Annotated in this window: 18 protein-coding genes and 2 tRNA genes; 9 read left to right on the forward strand and 11 right to left on the reverse strand. The window is 66.6% G+C overall.

Features of this window, described 5'->3' with window-relative positions:
* Positions 1-7: 7 nt before the first annotated feature.
* The 4 genes from proB to rplU all read right to left on the reverse strand — a co-directional run bounded on the left by proB (position 8) and on the right by rplU (position 3,007).
* The gene (gene proB / locus K0H49_RS12815; protein WP_219212623.1) at positions 8-1,150 is read right to left on the reverse strand and encodes a glutamate 5-kinase; all 1,143 of its coding nucleotides are present in this window, start codon (positions 1,148-1,150) and stop codon (positions 8-10) included.
* A 65-nt stretch (positions 1,151-1,215) separates the two neighbouring features.
* On the reverse strand, positions 1,216-2,271 hold the full coding sequence (gene cgtA / locus K0H49_RS12820; RefSeq protein WP_219212625.1) for an Obg family GTPase CgtA: 1,056 nt from the start codon (positions 2,269-2,271) through the stop codon (positions 1,216-1,218).
* Between the two features lie 151 nt (positions 2,272-2,422).
* Positions 2,423-2,683: a 50S ribosomal protein L27 gene (gene rpmA / locus K0H49_RS12825; protein ID WP_140839925.1), complete on the reverse strand. Its 261-nt coding sequence runs from the start codon at positions 2,681-2,683 to the stop codon at positions 2,423-2,425.
* A 12-nt stretch (positions 2,684-2,695) separates the two neighbouring features.
* Positions 2,696-3,007 (reverse strand): 50S ribosomal protein L21, encoded by a 312-nt coding sequence (gene rplU, locus K0H49_RS12830; protein WP_219212627.1) that lies wholly within the window; start codon positions 3,005-3,007, stop codon positions 2,696-2,698.
* A 184-nt stretch (positions 3,008-3,191) separates the two neighbouring features.
* On the opposite strand from rplU, the gene K0H49_RS12835 reads away from it, so the two are divergent.
* From K0H49_RS12835 to K0H49_RS12870, 8 genes are all read left to right on the forward strand, one after another.
* Positions 3,192-4,184 (forward strand): polyprenyl synthetase family protein, encoded by a 993-nt coding sequence (locus K0H49_RS12835; protein WP_219212629.1) that lies wholly within the window; start codon positions 3,192-3,194, stop codon positions 4,182-4,184.
* Between the two features lie 54 nt (positions 4,185-4,238).
* Positions 4,239-4,315, forward strand: a tRNA-Pro gene (locus K0H49_RS12840).
* 116 nt (positions 4,316-4,431) lie between these two features.
* Positions 4,432-6,165 (forward strand): type IV-A pilus assembly ATPase PilB, encoded by a 1,734-nt coding sequence (pilB, locus tag K0H49_RS12845; RefSeq protein ID WP_219212630.1) that lies wholly within the window; start codon positions 4,432-4,434, stop codon positions 6,163-6,165.
* Between the two features lie 23 nt (positions 6,166-6,188).
* On the forward strand, positions 6,189-7,412 hold the full coding sequence (locus tag K0H49_RS12850; protein ID WP_219212633.1) for a type II secretion system F family protein: 1,224 nt from the start codon (positions 6,189-6,191) through the stop codon (positions 7,410-7,412).
* Complete coding sequence (locus K0H49_RS12855; RefSeq protein WP_219212635.1) at positions 7,412-8,257, forward strand: prepilin peptidase; 846 nt, start codon at positions 7,412-7,414, stop codon at positions 8,255-8,257. The genes K0H49_RS12850 and K0H49_RS12855 overlap by 1 nt, the downstream gene beginning before the upstream one ends.
* Before the next feature lie 4 nt (positions 8,258-8,261).
* A complete protein-coding gene (coaE, locus tag K0H49_RS12860) occupies positions 8,262-8,852 on the forward strand; it encodes a dephospho-CoA kinase (RefSeq protein ID WP_219212637.1) in 591 nt (196 codons plus the stop codon).
* Between the two features lie 67 nt (positions 8,853-8,919).
* On the forward strand, positions 8,920-9,675 hold the full coding sequence (zapD, locus tag K0H49_RS12865) for a cell division protein ZapD (protein ID WP_219212639.1): 756 nt from the start codon (positions 8,920-8,922) through the stop codon (positions 9,673-9,675).
* Positions 9,676-9,736: 61 nt separating this feature from the next.
* A complete protein-coding gene (locus tag K0H49_RS12870; RefSeq protein ID WP_219212642.1) occupies positions 9,737-9,949 on the forward strand; it encodes a DNA gyrase inhibitor YacG in 213 nt (70 codons plus the stop codon).
* A gap of 13 nt (positions 9,950-9,962) precedes the next feature.
* On the opposite strand, the gene mutT is transcribed toward K0H49_RS12870, so the two are convergent.
* The 4 genes from mutT to secA all read right to left on the reverse strand — a co-directional run bounded on the left by mutT (position 9,963) and on the right by secA (position 15,471).
* Complete coding sequence (gene mutT / locus K0H49_RS12875) at positions 9,963-10,367, reverse strand: 8-oxo-dGTP diphosphatase MutT (protein WP_219212644.1); 405 nt, start codon at positions 10,365-10,367, stop codon at positions 9,963-9,965.
* Entirely contained in the window at positions 10,364-11,233 is an 870-nt protein-coding gene (locus K0H49_RS12880; RefSeq protein ID WP_219212645.1) for an ATP-binding protein, read from the reverse strand. The genes mutT and K0H49_RS12880 overlap by 4 nt, the downstream gene beginning before the upstream one ends.
* 61 nt (positions 11,234-11,294) lie before the next feature.
* On the reverse strand, positions 11,295-12,524 hold the full coding sequence (gene argJ, locus K0H49_RS12885; protein ID WP_219212647.1) for a bifunctional glutamate N-acetyltransferase/amino-acid acetyltransferase ArgJ: 1,230 nt from the start codon (positions 12,522-12,524) through the stop codon (positions 11,295-11,297).
* Positions 12,525-12,678: 154 nt separating this feature from the next.
* On the reverse strand, positions 12,679-15,471 hold the full coding sequence (gene secA / locus K0H49_RS12890) for a preprotein translocase subunit SecA (protein ID WP_219212649.1): 2,793 nt from the start codon (positions 15,469-15,471) through the stop codon (positions 12,679-12,681).
* A gap of 166 nt (positions 15,472-15,637) precedes the next feature.
* Here secA and K0H49_RS12895 point away from each other — a divergent pair, with 166 nt between their 5' ends.
* Positions 15,638-15,943 (forward strand): DciA family protein, encoded by a 306-nt coding sequence (locus K0H49_RS12895; RefSeq protein WP_219213301.1) that lies wholly within the window; start codon positions 15,638-15,640, stop codon positions 15,941-15,943.
* 87 nt (positions 15,944-16,030) lie between these two features.
* Here the strand turns inward: K0H49_RS12895 and K0H49_RS12900 are convergent.
* The 3 genes from K0H49_RS12900 to K0H49_RS12910 all read right to left on the reverse strand — a co-directional run bounded on the left by K0H49_RS12900 (position 16,031) and on the right by K0H49_RS12910 (position 17,462).
* Positions 16,031-16,106, reverse strand: a tRNA-Thr gene (locus K0H49_RS12900).
* Between the two features lie 31 nt (positions 16,107-16,137).
* On the reverse strand, positions 16,138-16,698 hold the full coding sequence (locus K0H49_RS12905; protein WP_219212651.1) for a ClpXP protease specificity-enhancing factor: 561 nt from the start codon (positions 16,696-16,698) through the stop codon (positions 16,138-16,140).
* A 152-nt stretch (positions 16,699-16,850) separates the two neighbouring features.
* Positions 16,851-17,462: a glutathione S-transferase N-terminal domain-containing protein gene (locus K0H49_RS12910; RefSeq protein ID WP_183025009.1), complete on the reverse strand. Its 612-nt coding sequence runs from the start codon at positions 17,460-17,462 to the stop codon at positions 16,851-16,853.
* Positions 17,463-17,484: the final 22 nt, after the last annotated feature.

Consider the following 17,484-nt stretch of genomic DNA (forward strand, 5'->3'; position numbering starts at 1 on the left):
ACTGGCGTCAGCGCGCGCCCATCAGCACCATGTTGTCCCGGTGCACCATCTCGGGCTCGGCCGCATAGCCCAGCAGCCGCTCGAATTCGGCCGACGGCTTGCGGCACAGCGTGCGGGCCTCGGCACTCGAATAGTTGGCCAGGCCGCGCGCGACCTCTGCGCCCTGCGGATCGCGCACCGCGATCACGTCGCCGCGCGAGAACTCGCCCTCCACGCCCGTCATGCCGATCGGCAGCAGGCTCTTGCCTTCGCCGCGCAGCTTGGCGGCCGCGCCCGCGTCCACGGTGACGGCGCCGCGCAGCTGCAGATGGTCGGCCATCCAGCGCTTGCGCGCCTGGTGCTTGGCGGTCTGCGCCACCAGCAAGGTGCCGATGGCTTCGCCGCGCGCCAGGCGCAGCAGGGCATCGGGCTCCCGGCCCCAGGCGATCACGGTCGAGGCGCCCGAGCCGGCCGCGCGCTTGGCTGCGAGGATCTTGGTGATCATCCCGCCGCTGCCGATGGCCGAGCCCACGCCGCCCGCCATGGCCTCGAGCGCCAGGTCGCCGGCCAGGCCCTCATGCACGAAAGTGGCCTGCGGGTCCTTGCGCGGGTCGGCGGTGTAGAGGCCCTTCTGGTCGGTGAGGATCACCAGCGCGTCGGCCTCGACCAGGTTGGCGACCAGCGCGCCCAGCGTGTCGTTGTCGCCGAACTTGATCTCGTCCGTGACCACCGTGTCGTTCTCGTTGATCACCGGCACCACGCCCAGGCCCAGCAGCGTGAGCAGGGTCGAGCGCGCGTTCAGGTAGCGCTCGCGGTCCGCCAGGTCGGCGTGCGTGAGCAGCACCTGCGCGCTGCCGACGCCGTTCAGCCGCAGCTTGGTCTCGTAGATCTGCGCCAGGCCCATCTGGCCCACCGCGGCCGCGGCCTGCAGTTCGTTGATCTCGCGCGGGCGCGTGCGCCAACCCAGGCGCTTCATGCCTTCGGCGATCGCGCCGCTGGACACCATCACCACCTCGCGGCCGTCCTGCATCAGGCTGGCCAGCTGGCGGCACCATTCACCGATGGCCGCCTCGTCGAGCCCGCGGCCCTCGTTGGTGACCAGGCTCGAGCCCACCTTGACGACGATCCGGCGCGCATCGCGCAAGGCAGTGGAAGCGAAGGTGGAGCTCATGGTGCAGGCGAGGCGGAATCAGAAACTCGAAAACAGGGGCGACCGCGGCCGCCCCGGGGAAACGCTCAGGCGAAGCGCGGATCGACGTCGACCGGCGGCTGCTCGGCCACCTGCTGCGCCTTGACGTGCTGGTAGATGGCTTTCACGAGCGGCTCGCAGCCATCGCGGGTGAGTGCCGAGATCTCGAACACCGGGCCCTTGAAACGCAACCGCTTGACGAAGTCCTTGACGCGCGCGGCGCGCTCGTCGGACGGCACCATGTCGAGCTTGTTGAGCACCAGCCAGCGCGGCTTGTCGTAGAGGCCCGCGTCGTATTTCTTGAGCTCGCCGGCGATGGCCTTGGCCTGTGCCACGGGGTCGACGCCTTCGTCGAAGGGCGCGAGGTCGACCACATGCAGCAGCAGGCGGGTGCGCTGCAGATGGCGCAGGAACAGATGGCCCAGGCCGGCGCCCTCGGACGCACCCTCGATCAGGCCGGGCAGGTCGGCCACCACGAAGCTCTGCTCGGGGCCGACGCGCACCACACCCAGGTTGGGATGCAGCGTGGTGAAGGGATAGTCCGCGATGCGCGGGCGGGCGTTGGAGATGGCCGAGATCAGCGTCGACTTGCCGGCGTTCGGCATGCCCAGCAGGCCCACGTCGGCCAGCACCTTGAGCTCGAGCTTGAGGCTCTTCTTGTCGCCCGGCCAACCCGGCGTCTTCTGGCGCGGTGCGCGGTTGATCGCGCTCTTGAAGCGCATGTTGCCGAAACCGCCGTCGCCGCCCTTGGCGATCGTGACCATCTCGCCCGGCACCAGCAGTTCGTACAGCACCTCGCCGGTCTCGGCGTCGGTGATGATGGTGCCGACCGGCATCTTCAGCACGATGTCGTCGCCGGCGGCGCCGAACATGTCGGAGCCCATGCCGTGCTGGCCGCGCTTGGCTTCGTGGCGCCGCGAATAGCGGAAGTCGACCAGCGTGTTGAGGTTGATGTCGGCCACGGCGAACACATGCCCGCCCCGACCGCCGTCACCCCCGTTGGGACCGCCGAATTCCTTGTACTTCTCATGACGGAACGACACGCAGCCGTTGCCGCCATCGCCGGCGGCGATGTCGATGAAGGCTTCGTCGACGAACTTCATGGGATGTCCAGTTTACAAATGAAAGGCCCGGCAGGCGACTTCGATGTGAAGTCTCCCCCCGCGAGCGGAAAAATGGAGACGCCCGGACGAGCGGGCGAAAAATGCAGAAGCCCCGACAAGCGGGGCTCCGGGCAGATCGAAACGACGGTGCTTACGCAGCCGGCGTCACATTGATCGTGTGCTTGTTCAGCGCGCCCTTGATGGCGAACGACACGTGGCCGTCGACCAGTGCGAACAGCGTGTGGTCCTTGCCCACGCCGACGTTGACGCCGGGGTGGAACTGGGTGCCGCGCTGACGCACGATGATCGAGCCTGCGCTGATCAGTTCACCGCCGAACGCTTTCACGCCCAGCATCTTAGGCTTGGAATCGCGCCCGTTTCGCGTGGAGCCGCCGCCTTTTTTCTGTGCCATGGTGCTTTCCCCTTAACCGGCGATCGCGCCGATTTGCAGTTCGGTGAACTGCTGGCGATGGCCTTGGCGTTTCTGATAGTGCTTGCGACGGCGCATCTTGAAGATGTGCACTTTGTCGTGCTTGCCGTGCGAGAGCACAGTGACCGTGACGGATGCGCCGGACACCAGGGGCGTGCCGACCTTGATTTCCGCGCCGTTGCCGACTGCGAGAACCTGATCGATCACGATCTCCTGGCCTACGTCCGCAGCAATCTGTTCTACTTTAATTTTTTCGCCGGAAGCAACGCGATACTGCTTGCCGCCGGTTTTTATGACCGCGTACATGATGACCTCTTGATGAAGATGGCTCCGCGGCGAATTCCGCAGAGCCCAAGATTCTAGCACGGGCTCTTTCCCCGAGCCAATGCGCTCCGGCAGGCATCCCCAGCGCTCCCTATAATTTGGCTTCGCACCCGCGGCCCGCGCCGCTCGTCCTTCACTTCAAGCAGCGCCCCGTCGCGTCACCGTTTTGCCCAGCCCCGCAGCAGACTCCTCCCCGACGACCTCCGTTCTGGCGCTGATTGCTGGCGACATGGTCGAAGTCGATCGCGTGATTGCACGCCGCCTCGATACCGGGGTGCCGCTGGTCAGCCATGTGTCGCAGTACATCATCTCCGCCGGCGGCAAGCGGCTGCGGCCGGCCTTGCTGCTGCTGATGGCCGGCGCGCTGGGCTACCGCGGCGAGCAGCGCTTCAACCTCGCCGCCGTGGTGGAATTCATCCACACCGCGACCCTGCTGCACGACGACGTGGTCGACGAATCCACGCTGCGGCGCGGCCGGCCGACGGCCAACGAATCCTTCGGCAACCCGGCCAGCGTGCTGGTCGGCGACTTCCTCTACTCGCGCGCCTTCCAGATGATGCTGGATGCCAACAACATGCGCGTGATGCAGATCCTGGCCGAGGCGACCAACATCATTGCCGAGGGCGAGGTGCTGCAGCTCATGAACATGCATGACGCCACGCTCGACGAATCGGCCTACCTGCGCGTGATCCGCTCCAAGACCGCCAAGCTCTTCGAGGCTAGCACCCGGCTGGCCGCGGTGCTGGCCGGCGCCGACGCCGCGACCGAGGAAGCCTGCGCCTCCTACGGCCAGGCCCTGGGCACGGCGTTCCAGGTCATCGACGACGTGCTGGACTACGAAGGCGACGCCAGCGAAACCGGCAAGAACGTCGGCGACGACCTGCGCGAAGGCAAGACCACGCTGCCGCTGATCCTCGCGATGCAGCGCGCCGCACCCGCGCAGAGCGCGCTGGTGCGCGACGCCATCGAGACCGGCGACACCACCCAGCTGCCCCACATCGTGGCCATCGTGCGCGAAACGGGCGCACTGGAGGCGACCCGCGCCGCCGCCGCCGCCGAAGCGCAACGCGCCATCGATGCATTAAGTGGTTTTTCTGCGAATTCGCACGTCCAAGGTTTGCTACAATTAGCGGCTCAGTTGCTTGAGCGACGCGCCTAGACCCCTCACGAGAGTGAGCAACCAGGACGATTTCTCTTTTCTTGCAACCACCATCGGGGTGTAGCTTAGCCTGGTAGAGCGCTACGTTCGGGACGTAGAGGCCGGAGGTTCGAATCCTCTCACCCCGACCAGCCTTTTGAGGCTGTAATACACAATGCTGCGCCGTCATTCGATGGGCAGCCGTTTACAGTCCCTGGGCGATCAGCGATGATCGTGAAGCACTTTTTCACGTTTTTTACATTCGCTGATGGCCGCTGCAGATCCCATTGCCAAAGATAGCGCCTCCGTCGCCCTCCCGGGCCTCGCGCGAGCGTTGATCTCTGCCGGCAAGCTGCCCGCCAAGACCGCCGAAGAAATCTACCAGCGCTCGCTCTCGGGGCGCTCCAGCTTCATTGCCGAGCTCACCGGCACTGGCGCCGTGTCCGCGGCCGATCTCGCACACACCTTGTCCAGCGCCTTCGGCGCGCCCTTGCTCGACCTCGACGCCATCGATCCGCAGCGGCTGCCCAAGGACCTGCTGGATCCGAAGCTGTGCCAGGCCTACCGGATCGTGGTGCTCAGCAAGCGCAACAACCGGCTGATCGTCGCCACCGCCGACCCCTCCGACCAGCAGGCCGTCGAGAAGATCAAGTTCGCCTCGCAGATGGGGGTCGACTGGGTCATCGCCGAGTACGACAAGCTCTCCCGCATGGTCGAGCAGGCGGCGGTCACCGCGGCCGAGACCATCGACGGCATCGTCGGTGCCGAATTCGAGTTCGACGAAGCCTCGATCGACTCGCCCAGCGAAAGCGCCGAACAGGCGGTGGCCGAAGTCGAGGATGCGCCGGTGGTGCGCTTCCTGCACAAGATGCTGCTCGACGCCTTCGCGATGCGCGCCTCGGACATCCACTTCGAACCCTACGAGCACCAGTACCGCGTGCGCTTTCGCATCGACGGCGAACTGCGCGAGATCGCGAGCCCGCCGCCGGTCATCAAGGACAAGCTGGCCTCGCGCATCAAGGTCATCTCCAAGCTCGACATCTCCGAGAAGCGTGTGCCGCAGGACGGCAAGATGAAGCTCAAGATCGGGCCCGACCGGGTGATCGATTTCCGGGTCAGCACGCTGCCGACGCTGTTCGGCGAGAAGATCGTGATCCGGATCCTGGACCCGAGCAGCGCCAAGCTGGGCATCGATGCGCTGGGCTACGACGCGGTCGAGAAGGAGCGACTGCTCACCGCGATCGGCCGGCCCTACGGCATGGTGCTGGTCACCGGCCCCACGGGCTCGGGCAAGACGGTGTCGCTCTACACCTGCCTCAACCTGCTCAACAAGCCCGGCGTGAACATCGCGACCGCGGAAGACCCGTCGGAAATCAACCTGCCGGGCGTCAACCAGGTCAACGTCAACGAGAAGGCCGGCCTGACCTTCGCCACCGCGCTGCGCGCCTTCCTGCGCCAGGACCCCGACATCATCATGGTCGGCGAGATCCGCGACCTCGAAACCGCCGACATCTCGATCAAGGCCGCGCAGACCGGCCACCTGGTGCTCTCGACGCTGCACACCAACGACGCGCCGACCACGCTCACGCGGATGCGCAACATGGGCATCGCGCCCTTTAACATCGCGTCGAGCGTCATCCTGATCACGGCCCAGCGCCTCGCGCGTCGGCTGTGCACGGTGTGCCGCGAACCGCTCGAGATCCCGCGCGAGGCCTTGCGCGATGCCGGCTTCAAGGAAGCAGACATCGACGGCAGCTGGAAGCCCTACCGCCCCGTCGGCTGCTCGGCCTGCAACGGCGGCTACAAGGGGCGCGTGGGCATCTACCAGGTCATGCCGGTGTCCGAGGAAATCCAGAAGATCATCCTGCGCGACGGCAGTGCGATGGAAATCGCCAAGCAGTCCGAGGCCGAAGGCGTGCGCTCGCTGCGCCAGTCGGGCCTGAAGAAGGTGATGCAGGGACTGACCTCGCTCGAGGAAGTGCTCGCGGTCACGAACGAATAGCATTGTTGAGAAGCGGAACCCCCATGGCAACGGCAACATCCACCCCACGCGGACACAAGGAATTCGTGTACGAATGGGAGGGCAAGGATCGCAACGGCAAGCAGGTGCGTGGCGAACTGCGCGCGGCCGGCACCAACCAGGTCCAGGCCGCGTTGCGGCGCCAGGGTGTGCTGCTGACCAAGGTGAAGAAGCGCCGCATGCGCTCGGGCAAGGCCATCAAGCCCAAGGACATCGCGATCTTCACGCGCCAGCTGGCGACCATGATGAAGGCCGGCGTGCCGCTGCTGCAGGCCTTCGACATCGTCGGGCGCGGCAACGCCAACCCGAGCGTCGCCAAGCTGCTCAACGACATCCGCAGCGACGTCGAGACCGGCACCTCGCTGTCGGCCGCCTTCCGCAAGTTCCCCAAGTACTTCGACAACCTCTACTGCAACCTGGTCGAAGCCGGCGAAGCCGCGGGCATTCTGGAAGAACTGCTGGACCGGCTCGCCACCTACATGGAGAAGACCGAGGCCATCAAGTCGAAGATCAAGTCGGCGCTGATGTACCCGATGTCGGTGGTGGTGGTCGCGTTCATCGTGGTGGCCATCATCATGATCTTCGTGATCCCGGCCTTCAAGGAAGTGTTCAGTTCCTTCGGCGCCGACCTGCCGGCCCCGACGCTGATCGTGATGGGCATCAGCGAGTTCTTCGTGTCCTACTGGTGGCTGATCTTCGGCGTGATCGGCGGCGGCATCTACTTCTTCCTGCAGGCCTGGAAACGCAACGAGAAGGTGCAGCGCGTCATGGACCGGCTGCTGCTGCGCCTCCCGATCTTCGGCACGCTGATCGACAAGTCCTGCGTCGCGCGCTGGACCCGCACGCTGGCGACCATGTTCGCGGCCGGCGTGCCGCTGGTCGAAGCGCTCGACTCGGTGGGCGGCGCGTCCGGCAACTCGGTGTATGCCGATGCCACGGTCAAGATCCAGCAAGAAGTCTCGACCGGCACCAGCCTGACGACGGCCATGACCAACGCCAACGTGTTCCCCTCGATGGTGCTGCAGATGGCCGCCATCGGCGAAGAATCCGGCTCGATCGACCACATGCTGGGCAAGGCCGCCGACTTCTACGAGGCCGAGGTCGACGACATGGTCGCCGGCCTGTCGAGCCTGATGGAACCCATCATCATCGTGTTCCTGGGCACCCTCATCGGCGGCATCGTGGTGTCGATGTACCTGCCCATCTTCAAGTTGGGCCAGGTCGTCTGATGCTCGTATCGCAAGGTGTGGACGCCGCGTTGGCCGGCGTGTTCGGGCTGCTGATCGGCAGTTTTCTCAACGTGGTGATCTACCGCCTGCCCAAGATGCTCGAGCGGCAGTGGGTGTCGGATTGCGCCGGCCTCGACGGCAGCGAACCGGGCGCCGTCGAGCCCTTCAACCTGATGGTGCCGCATTCGCGCTGCCAGCAGTGCGGCCACGTGATCCGCTGGTACGAGAACGTGCCGCTGCTGAGCTACCTGATGCTGCGCGGACGCTGCTCGGCCTGCAGCACGCCGATCGGCCTGCGCTACCCGCTGGTCGAGCTCGTGACCGGCCTGCTGTTCGCCTGGTGCGTCTGGCGCATGCCCGGCCAGTGGGCGGCGCTGGCCTGGTGCGGCTTCTCGGCCGCGCTGCTGGCGCTGGCGCTGATCGACTGGGACACCACGCTGCTGCCCGACGACATCACCCTCCCCCTGCTGTGGGCCGGGTTGCTGGCCTCGATGCTGGGCTTCACCGGCGTGGCCTTGAACACCGCCGTGGTGGGCGCGGTCGCCGGCTACCTCTCGCTGTGGAGCGTGTACTGGCTGTTCAAGCTCGCCACCGGCAAGGAAGGCATGGGCTACGGCGACTTCAAGCTCTTCGCGGCCTTCGGCGCCTGGTTCGGCTGGCAGGCGCTGGTGCCGATCGTGCTCATGGCCTCGGTGATCGGCGTGGTCGTCGGCCTGGCGCTCAAGTTCAACAACGGGTTGCGCGAAGGCGGCTACGTGCCCTTCGGCCCCTTCCTCGCCGGTGCCGGCTTCACGGCCATGTTCTTCGGTGCCGACGCGATCCTGCGCGTGGTCGGCCTTGGGTGACCCCATGCGCATCGGCCTGACCGGCGGCATCGGCAGCGGCAAGAGCACGGTCGCGGCCCTGCTGGTGCAGCGCGGCGCGACCCTGGTCGACACCGATGCCATTGCGCGTGCCATCGCCCAGCCCGGCGGTGCGGCCATGCCCGCGATCGAGGCCGCCTTCGGCGCCACGGTCCTCGATGCCGACGGCGGCCTCGACCGTGCCCGCATGCGCGCGATCGTATTCAGCGACACCGACGCCCGGAAGCGGCTCGAAGCCATCCTGCACCCGCTGATCGGCCTCGAAACCGAGCGTCAGGCCGCGGCCGCCACCGGCGCGCCGATCGTCTTCGACGTGCCGCTGCTGGTCGAATCCAGGCGCTGGCGGGGCCTCGTGGACCGCGTGCTGGTGGTCGATGCGCACGAGGCCACGCAGCTGCAGCGTGTGGTCGCGCGCTCCGGCTGGACGCCCGAGGCCGTGCAGGCCGTGATCGCGCAGCAGGCGCCGCGCCCTGCGCGCCGTGCCGCCGCCGACGCCATCATCTTCAACGACGGGCTCGACCTGCAGCAGCTGGCCCGGGAAGTGCACCAGCTGTGGGCGCGCTGGACGACCCAATGAAGCAAGACGACACACCCTGCGCGCCACCCGGCGGCTATGATCCCTCGACAGGAAACGATACACCCGCGTGATTCTTTACGAGTACCCCTTCAACGAGCGCATCCGGACCTACCTCCGGCTGGAGCATCTGTTCCGCCGGCTGGGCGAGTTGGTCCCCTCGGACTCCGCCCTCTCCCATCACTACGCCCTGGTCACGATCTTCGAGATCATGGACGTGGCGGCGCGCGCCGACCTCAAGGCCGACGTGCTGCGTGATCTCGACAAGCACAAGAGCGTCTTCAACAGCTACCGCGGCAATCCGGCGATCTCGGAGGCCGCGCTCGACCAGGTCGTCGCGCAGCTGGAGCGCAACTTCGCCACGCTCCACACCCTGCCCGGCAAGGCCGGCCAGGCGTTGACGGAGAACGAGTGGCTCATGAGCATCCGCAGCCGCGCCGGCATTCCCGGCGGCACCTGCGAGTTCGACCTGCCGGCCTACCATGCATGGCAGAACCGCCCTCCCACGGCGCGGCGCAAGGACCTGGAACGCTGGTCGGCGACCCTGTCGCCGCTGGCCGAAGCCATCTACCTGCTGCTCAAGCTGCTGCGCGATGCCGACGTGCCCTACAAGGTCATGGCGGCCGGCGGCCAGTTCCAGCAGAATCTGCCGCAAGGCCGGAGCTTCCAGTTGCTGCGCCTGCGCATCGACCCGCGGCTGGGCGTGATCCCCGAGATCAGCGGCAACCGCCTGATGGTCTCGGTGCGGCTCATGCGCCACGAAGCCGACGATCGCCTGCATGCCAGCACCCAGGACACCCCTTTTGAATTGACGCTCTGCGCGTGATCCGCACGCAGGCGAACCGGCTTGGACGCCCCTTGCGGGCGCGAAGCGCAGGAGAAACACGATGAGCACCCGAAGCACACCGACCGGCGAACGCATCGTCCGCTGCCCCGGCTGCGGCCAGGACAGCGTCTACGGCCCCAGCAATGCCCACCGACCCTTCTGCAGCGCACGCTGCAAGGGCGTCGACCTGGGCGCCTGGGCCAGCGAGGAATTCCGCGTGCCGACCGAGGCGCCGCCGGACGAAGCCACGTTCGGCGACCCGCGGCTGCAGTGAGGAAAAGCGCAGCCTAGGCCGCGCGCTCTTCGCTCAGCCACTGCAGCACCGGCAGCGCTCCCGGCAACACCGGGCTCACGTCCAGCGGCAGCTGCTGCCAGCGCATGGCCTGGCCTTCACGCATCTCGAACTCGCCGGACCACGCGCGCACCTTGCACCAGTGCAGCCGCACCAGCGCATGCGGGTAGTCGTGCTCGGTGACCTTCCAGACCTCGGCGCCCGCGATGGTGATGCCGAGTTCTTCCTCGAGTTCGCGGCGCAGCGCCTCTTCGACCGTTTCACCGGCCTCGATCTTGCCGCCGGGGAACTCCCAGTAGCCCGCGTAAGGCTTGCCTTCGGGGCGCGTCGACAGCAGCAGGGCCTCGTCGGCGCCGATCAGGATGCCGACCGCGACTTCGGTGTGCTTGCGCCCGGTCATGCTCTTCCTGCGTAGTCGCGCGCGAACTGGTAGGCCACGCGGCCGCTGCGCGAGCCGCGTTCCAGCGCCCAGACCAGCGCCTCGGGCCGTGCGGCCTCGATCGCCGCAGCCGTCACGCCGAAGGAGGACAGCCACTGCGCCGTGATCGCCAGGTACTCGCTCTGGCTGAAGGGATAGAAACTGACCCAGAGGCCGAAGCGCTCCGACAGCGAGATCTTCTCCTCGATCACCTCGCCCGGGTGCACCTCACCGTCTTCGGTGTGGGTATAGCTCAGGTTGTCCTTCATGTACTCGGGCAGCAGGTGGCGCCGGTTGCTGGTCGCGTAGATCAGCACGTTGGGCGTCGAGGCGGCCACCGAGCCGTCGAGGATGGACTTGAGCGCCTTGTAGCCGGGCTCGCCTTCGTCGAAGCTCAGGTCGTCGCTGAAGACGATGAACTTCTCGGGGCGGTTCGCCACCACCTCGACGATGTCGGGCAGGTCGGTCAGCTCGGCCTTGTCGACCTCGATCAGGCGCAGGCCCTGCGGCGCATAGGCGTGCAGACAGGCGCGGATCAGCGACGACTTGCCGGTGCCGCGGGCCCCGGTCAGCAGCACGTTGTTGGCGGGCTTGCCCTCGACGAACTGGCGTGTGTTGCGCTCGATCTTTTCCTTCTGGACGTCGATTTCCTTGAGCGCATCGAGCGGCATCTGGGCCAGATGGCGCACCGGCTCTAGCACGCCGTGGCCCGAGCTGCGGCGGCGGTAGCGCCAGGCGATCGCGGCATCCCAGTCGGCGGGCGCCTGCAGTGGCTGCGGAAGGATCGATTCGATGCGCGCGATCAGCTGCTCGGCGCGTTCGATGAGCTTGTCAAACTTGTCGTTCATGGTTCTGTCAGCAAGAAAACAGGAAGACGAAACGGCGCGCCCGTGCGCCGCCTGCGGCAGATCAAGACCGGTAGTCGGCGTTGATGGAGACGTAATCGTGGCTCAGGTCGCAGGTCCAGACCGTGTCGAAGGCCGTGCCGCGGCCCAGGCCGATGCGCACCGTGATTTCGCTCTGCTTCATCACGCGCTGGCCGTCCTCTTCGCGGTAGGCCGGGTTGCGCCCGCCCTTGAGCGCCACATGCACGTCGTCGAGGTGCAGGTCGATGCCGGTCTGGTCGAGGTCGTCGATGCCGGCATAGCCGACCGCCGCGAGGATCCGGCCGAGGTTGGGGTCGCTGGCGAAGAAGGCCGTCTTGACCAGCGGCGAATGCGCCACCGCATAGGCCACCTGGCGGCATTCCGCGCCATCGCGGCCGCCTTCGACGCGGATGGTGATGAACTTGGTGGCGCCTTCGCCGTCGCGCACGATGGCCTGGGCCAGCAGGCGCGCCACCTCCTGCATCGCCGCGAGCAGCGCCCGGCCGTCGGCCGAGTCGAGCGAATCGATGCGGGCGTGGACCGCCTTCTGCGTGGCGATCACGACGAAGGAATCGTTGGTCGAGGTGTCGCCGTCGATGGTCACGCGATTGAAGGATGCGTCGGCCAGGGCCTTGGCCAGCGGCTGGATCAGCGCCGGGTCGATCTGCGCGTCGGTGGCCATGAAGCCGAGCATGGTCGCCATGTTCGGCCGGATCATGCCCGCGCCCTTGCTGATTCCGGTCACGGTCACGGTCGCGCCGCCGATCTGCACCTGCCGGCTGAAGGCCTTGGGCACGGTGTCGGTGGTCATGATGCCCTCGGCCGCGCGCGCCCAATGGTCGGGCGAGGCATCGGCGATCGCGGCGGGCAGCCCGGCCTCGATGCGGTCGACCGGCAGCGGCTCCATGATCACGCCGGTCGAGAAGGGCAGGATCTGTTCGGGCGCGATGTTCAGTTCGCGGGCCAGCGCCACGCAGCTCTGGTGGGTGCGCGCCAGGCCGTCCTGGCCGGTGCCGGCGTTGGCGTTGCCGGTGTTGATCAGCATCGCGCGGATGCCGTAGTTCTTCGCCAGGTGCTCTCGGCAGACCTGCACCGGCGCCGCGCAGAACCGGTTCTGCGTGAACACGCCGCCGACGGCCGCGCCTTCGTCGATCAGCACGACCGTCAGGTCCTTGCGGTTCGCCTTGCGCACGTGGGCTTCAGCCACGCCGATGCGCACGCCAGGCACCGCATGCAGCGCGGCAGGATCGGGGGCGGACAGGTTCACGGGCATGACAGTGGTTCCTTAGGGGGTGTGGGTTCCGTAGATCGAGCGGAGGCAAGCGCCCCCTTTGACTACCGCGGAACCGGCTTTGCCGGCCCGCTGGCATCGCCCCCGGCGCGGGGGTGGGCGCTGCCCCGCGAAGCGGGCAGGCCTGGGGCCGTGTTCAGGTCAGCTTGCCGTGGCACTGCTTGAACTTCTTGCCGCTGCCGCAGGGGCAGGGATCGTTGCGACCGACGCGCGCGAAAGCTGCGGCTTCGGCGCTCAGGCCCCCGCCCGCTGCGGCGGCCGCGGCGGCGCGACGCGTGCTCTCCTCGTCGACGCGCACCTCGACCTCGCCCGTTTCGGTGGGCGCGGTGTAGGTGATGTTCGAGATCGCTTCGGCACGGTTTTCCAACGTCTCGGCGGCCTCTTCGAGCTGCTCGCCCGACTGCACGCGCACGGTCATGAGCTGACGCGTGACGGCGTTCTTGACCGAGTCGAGCAGTTGGCCGAACAGCTCGAAGGCTTCGCGCTTGTATTCCTGCTTGGGCTGCTTCTGCGCATAGCCGCGCAGGTGGATGCCCTGGCGCAGGTAGTCGAGCGAAGCCAGGTGTTCGCGCCAGTGGGTGTCGATGCTCTGCAGCAGCACCATGCGTTCGAACTGGGTGAAGTTCTCCTGGCCGATCAGCGCCAGCTTGGCCTCGAAGGCGGCATTGGCGGCGGCCACCACCTTCTCGACGATGTCCTCGTCGGTGATGGCCGAAGCCGCCTCGACGTCGGCCTTCAGCGGAATGTCGAGCGCCCAGTCGTTGGCCAGCGTCTTCTCGAGCGCGCCCAGCGACCATTGTTCCTCGACCGACTCGGCCGGCACGTGCTGGCGCGTCAGGTCGGTGAAGCAGCCTTCGCGCAGCGCCGTGATCTGCGCATTGAGATCGGTGGCATCGAGGATGTCGTTGCGCTGCTGGTAGATCACCTTGCGCTGGTCGTTCGACACGTCGTCGTACTCGAGCAGCTGCTTGCGCACGTCGAAGTTGCGCGCCTCGACCTTGCGTTGCGCGCTTTCGATGCTGCGCGTGACGATGCCGGCTTCGATCGCCTCGCCGTCGGGCATCTTGAGCCGGTCCATGATGGACTTGACGCGGTCGCCCGCGAAGATGCGCATCAGCGGATCGTCCAGGCTCAGGTAGAAGCGCGAGGAGCCCGGGTCGCCCTGGCGGCCCGAACGGCCACGCAGCTGGTTGTCGATGCGGCGCGATTCGTGGCGCTCGGTCGCGATGATGCGCAGTCCGCCCAGCGCCTTGATGGCTTCATGGTCCTTGTCCCACTCGGCACGCAGCGTGGCGATCTCGGCCTGCTTGCCGGCCTCGTCGAGGCCTTCGTCGGCCTCGACGGCCGCGATCATCTTCTCGACGTTGCCGCCCAGCACGATGTCGGTGCCCCGGCCCGCCATGTTGGTGGCGATGGTGATCATCTTGGCGCGACCGGCCTGCGCGACGATGTCGGCTTCACGGGCGTGCTGCTTGGCGTTGAGCACCTGGTGCGGCAAGCCGGCCTTGTTGAGCAGCTCGTCGATGATTTCCGAGTTCTCGATCGACGAGGTGCCGACCAGCACCGGCTGGCCGCGTTCGTAGCATTCGCGGATGTCCTGGATCGCCGCCTCGTACTTCTCGCGCGTGGTCTTGTAGACGCGGTCGAGCTGGTCCTCGCGCCGGCTGATGCGGTTGGGCGGGATGATCATGGTCTCCAGACCGTAGATCTCCTGGAACTCGTAGGCTTCGGTGTCGGCCGTGCCGGTCATACCCGACAGCTTGTTGTACAGGCGGAAGTAGTTCTGGAAGGTGATCGAGGCCAGCGTCTGGTTCTCGGCCTGGATCTCCACGCCTTCCTTGGCTTCCACGGCCTGGTGCAGGCCGTCGCTCCAGCGGCGCCCGCTCATCAGGCGGCCGGTGAACTCGTCGACGATCACGACCTCGCCCTGCTGCACCACGTAGTGCTGGTCGCGGTGGTAGAGATGCCGGGCGCGCAGCGCGGCGTTCAGGTGGTGCATCAGCGTGATGTTCGCCGGGTCGTAGAGCGAGGCGCCTTCGGGCAGCAGCTTGAACTCCGACAGCACCTGCTCGGCCTTCTCGTGGCCGGCCTCGGTCAGGAAGACCTGATGCGTCTTCTCGTCGACCGTGAAGTCGCCGGGCTTGGTCACGCCCTCGCCGGTGCGCGGGTCTTCCTCGCCCTCCTGCTTGACCAGCAGCGGCACGACCTTGTTGATCGCCAGGTAGGTGTCGGTGTGGTCCTCGGCCTGGCCGCTGATGATCAGCGGCGTGCGGGCCTCGTCGATCAGGATCGAGTCCACCTCGTCGACGATCGCGTAGTTCAGCTGACGCTGCACGCGGTCCTGCGACTCGTAGACCATGTTGTCGCGCAGGTAGTCGAAGCCGTATTCGTTGTTGGTGCCGTAGGTGATGTCGGCGGCGTAGGCGGCCTGCTTTTCCTCGCGTGGCATGTTGGGCAGGTTGATGCCCACGGTCAGCCCGAGGAAGTTGTAGAGCCGGGCCATCCACTGCGCATCGCGGTTGGCCAGGTAGTCGTTCACCGTCACCACGTGCACGCCCTTGCCGGACAGCGCATTCAAATACACCGGCAGCGTCGCCGTGAGGGTCTTGCCCTCGCCGGTGCGCATTTCCGAGATCTTGCCGTTGTGCAGGGCCATGCCGCCCAGCAGCTGCACGTCGAAGTGCCGCATCTTCATCGAGCGCTTGGAACCCTCGCGCACCGTGGCGAAAGCCTCGGGCAACAGGTCGTCCAGCGACTCGCCCTTGGCGATGCGCTCCTTGAACTCCTGCGTCTTGGCGCGCAGCGCATCGTCGCTGAGCTTCTCGAACTGGGGTTCGAGGCTGTTGATGCGCTCGACGGTCTTGCGGTACTGCTTGAGCAGCCGGTCGTTGCGACTGCCGAAGATTTGGGTCAGGAAGTTGGTGGCCATGTGTGAAGGATCGATCGGGCGCTCGAAGCTTCGGACGCTGCGACGAAATCCCTAAGATAGGGTGAAAGCACTTGGGCACGCTTTGCCTGAAAGCAAGCGGTCCGTACCGGCGCATGTGCCGGCAAACCAGGCATTTTAGCCACTAGGTCCAGCTCCCCTCATGTCAATACACCGCCGCTTCAAGCCCCAGACCCTGCTCGAGGCCACGGATGGCTCGCCCACGCTGGCCGCATTGCTCGCGCGGGCCCGCGATGCGAGCGAGCGGCTCAAGGCGGTCGAGACGCTGATTCCGGCCGACATGCGGGCCGCGGTGAAGGCCGGCCCCGCCGAGGAGGACGTCTGGTGCCTGCTGGTGCAAGGCAGCGCCGCGGCCGCCAAGCTGCGTCAGCTGACGCCGGCGCTGGTGACCCGCCTGAATGCCAAGGGCTGGAATGTCTCCAGCATCCGGATCAAGGTGCAGGCCCGGCATTGAGGCCGGCCGGGCCGGACAGAAAAAAACCCCTCGGGCCTTGAGGTCCCCAGGGGTTTATTCGTGCCAGGATGCCCCTGGCTTCAAAGATGGTGCCGCTTGTCGGAATCGAACTGACGACCTACCGCTTACAAGGCGGTTGCTCTACCAACTGAGCTAAAGCGGCGCGGACAGGATTCTACCGGCGCAGATGCGCCTTACTTGATGCGCTTGAGCGAAGGCTTGGCGCCACCGCCCGCGGGCGGCTTGGGCGGCTCGGGATCGACCGGCGCATGGCCTTCGTCATCGCGCGCCTCGTCGGAGCCTTCGACCGCGACGAGATGGACCACCTTGCTGGCATCGCCTTCGTTGCCGCGCGACGCATCGCGCAAGGGCATGCGCGGCGGCGGGGCCGAGGCCTCGTCGCCCTTTTCACCACCCGACGAAGAGGCCAACGCCGGCGCGGGAAAGGCCATGCCCTGACCGTTCTCGCGCGCATAGATCGCGATCACGCGGCCGATCGGCACGACGATCTCGCGCGCAGAGCCCGCGAAGCGGGCCTTGAACTCGATGAAGTCGTTGCCCAGCTTGAGCGAACTGGTCGCGTCGAAGCTGACGTTGAGCACGATCTCGCCGTTCTTCACGTACTCGCGCGGCACCTGCACGGTGTCGTCGACCAGCACCGCCACATAGGGCGTAAACCCGTTGTCGGTGCACCATTCGTAGAGGGCACGGATCAGGTACGGGCGGGTGGAAGTCGAGTCGAGTGCGTTGATCATGTGAGTGGATAGGTGCGCCGCCAAACTGCAGCTCGGAAGCCCCCCGGTATGGCGTGAGACACCGCGGAACCGGCTCTGCCGGGCCGCAGGTGTCGCCCCCGGAAGGGGGAAGGCGCACGCGACACGAAGTGCGCGCAGCCCTCGGGGGCGAGTTATTTCCTCATGACCTTTTCGGACGGGGTCAGCGCTTCGATGTAGGCCGGGCGCGAGAAGATGCGCTCGGCGTACTTGAGCAGCGGTGCCGCGTTCTTGCTGAGGTCGATGCCGTAGTAGTCGAGGCGCCACAGCAGCGGCGCGATGGCCACGTCGAGCATCGAGAAGTTGTCGCCCAGCATGTACTTGTTCTTCAGGAACACCGGCGCGAGCTGGGTCAGGCGGTCACGGATGTGCGCACGCGCCTTCTCCAGCGCCTTGTCGTTGCCCTTGGCGGCGCGGTTCTCGAGCGCGGCCACGTGCACGAACAGTTCCTTCTCGAAGTTGAGCAGGAACAGGCGCACGCGCGCGCGGTCGACCGGGTCGCCGGGCATCAGCTGCGGATGCGGGAAGCGCTCGTCGATGTACTCGTTGATGATGTTCGACTCGTACAGGATCAGGTCGCGCTCGACCAGGATCGGCACCTGGCCGTACGGGTTCATCACGCTGATGTCTTCGGGCTTGTTGTAGAGATCGACGTCGCGGATTTCGAAGTCCATTCCCTTCTCGAACAGCACGAAGCGGCAGCGGTGGGAAAAGGGGCAGGTCGTACCTGAATACAGAACCATCATGGCGAGAGACTCCTAAAAATCA

Source organism: Variovorax boronicumulans (assembly GCF_019352895.1).
GTDB lineage: Bacteria > Pseudomonadota > Gammaproteobacteria > Burkholderiales > Burkholderiaceae_C > Variovorax > Variovorax boronicumulans_A.

Bases quoted from the DNA above. Each gene is read 5' to 3' on its own strand.
- proB (WP_219212623.1), bottom strand. From the start codon at position 1,150: ATGAGCTCCACCTTCGCTTCCACTGCCTTGCGCGATGCGCGCCGGATC.
- cgtA (WP_219212625.1), bottom strand. From the start codon at position 2,271: ATGAAGTTCGTCGACGAAGCCTTCATCGACATCGCCGCCGGCGATGGC.
- rpmA (WP_140839925.1), bottom strand. From the start codon at position 2,683: ATGGCACAGAAAAAAGGCGGCGGCTCCACGCGAAACGGGCGCGATTCC.
- rplU (WP_219212627.1), bottom strand. From the start codon at position 3,007: ATGTACGCGGTCATAAAAACCGGCGGCAAGCAGTATCGCGTTGCTTCC.
- pilB (WP_219212630.1), top strand. From the start codon at position 4,432: ATGGCCGCTGCAGATCCCATTGCCAAAGATAGCGCCTCCGTCGCCCTC.
- K0H49_RS12850 (WP_219212633.1), top strand. From the start codon at position 6,189: ATGGCAACGGCAACATCCACCCCACGCGGACACAAGGAATTCGTGTAC.
- K0H49_RS12855 (WP_219212635.1), top strand. From the start codon at position 7,412: ATGCTCGTATCGCAAGGTGTGGACGCCGCGTTGGCCGGCGTGTTCGGG.
- coaE (WP_219212637.1), top strand. From the start codon at position 8,262: ATGCGCATCGGCCTGACCGGCGGCATCGGCAGCGGCAAGAGCACGGTC.
- K0H49_RS12870 (WP_219212642.1), top strand. From the start codon at position 9,737: ATGAGCACCCGAAGCACACCGACCGGCGAACGCATCGTCCGCTGCCCC.
- mutT (WP_219212644.1), bottom strand. From the start codon at position 10,367: ATGACCGGGCGCAAGCACACCGAAGTCGCGGTCGGCATCCTGATCGGC.
- K0H49_RS12880 (WP_219212645.1), bottom strand. From the start codon at position 11,233: ATGAACGACAAGTTTGACAAGCTCATCGAACGCGCCGAGCAGCTGATC.
- argJ (WP_219212647.1), bottom strand. From the start codon at position 12,524: ATGCCCGTGAACCTGTCCGCCCCCGATCCTGCCGCGCTGCATGCGGTG.
- secA (WP_219212649.1), bottom strand. From the start codon at position 15,471: ATGGCCACCAACTTCCTGACCCAAATCTTCGGCAGTCGCAACGACCGG.
- K0H49_RS12905 (WP_219212651.1), bottom strand. From the start codon at position 16,698: ATGATCAACGCACTCGACTCGACTTCCACCCGCCCGTACCTGATCCGT.
- K0H49_RS12910 (WP_183025009.1), bottom strand. From the start codon at position 17,462: ATGATGGTTCTGTATTCAGGTACGACCTGCCCCTTTTCCCACCGCTGC.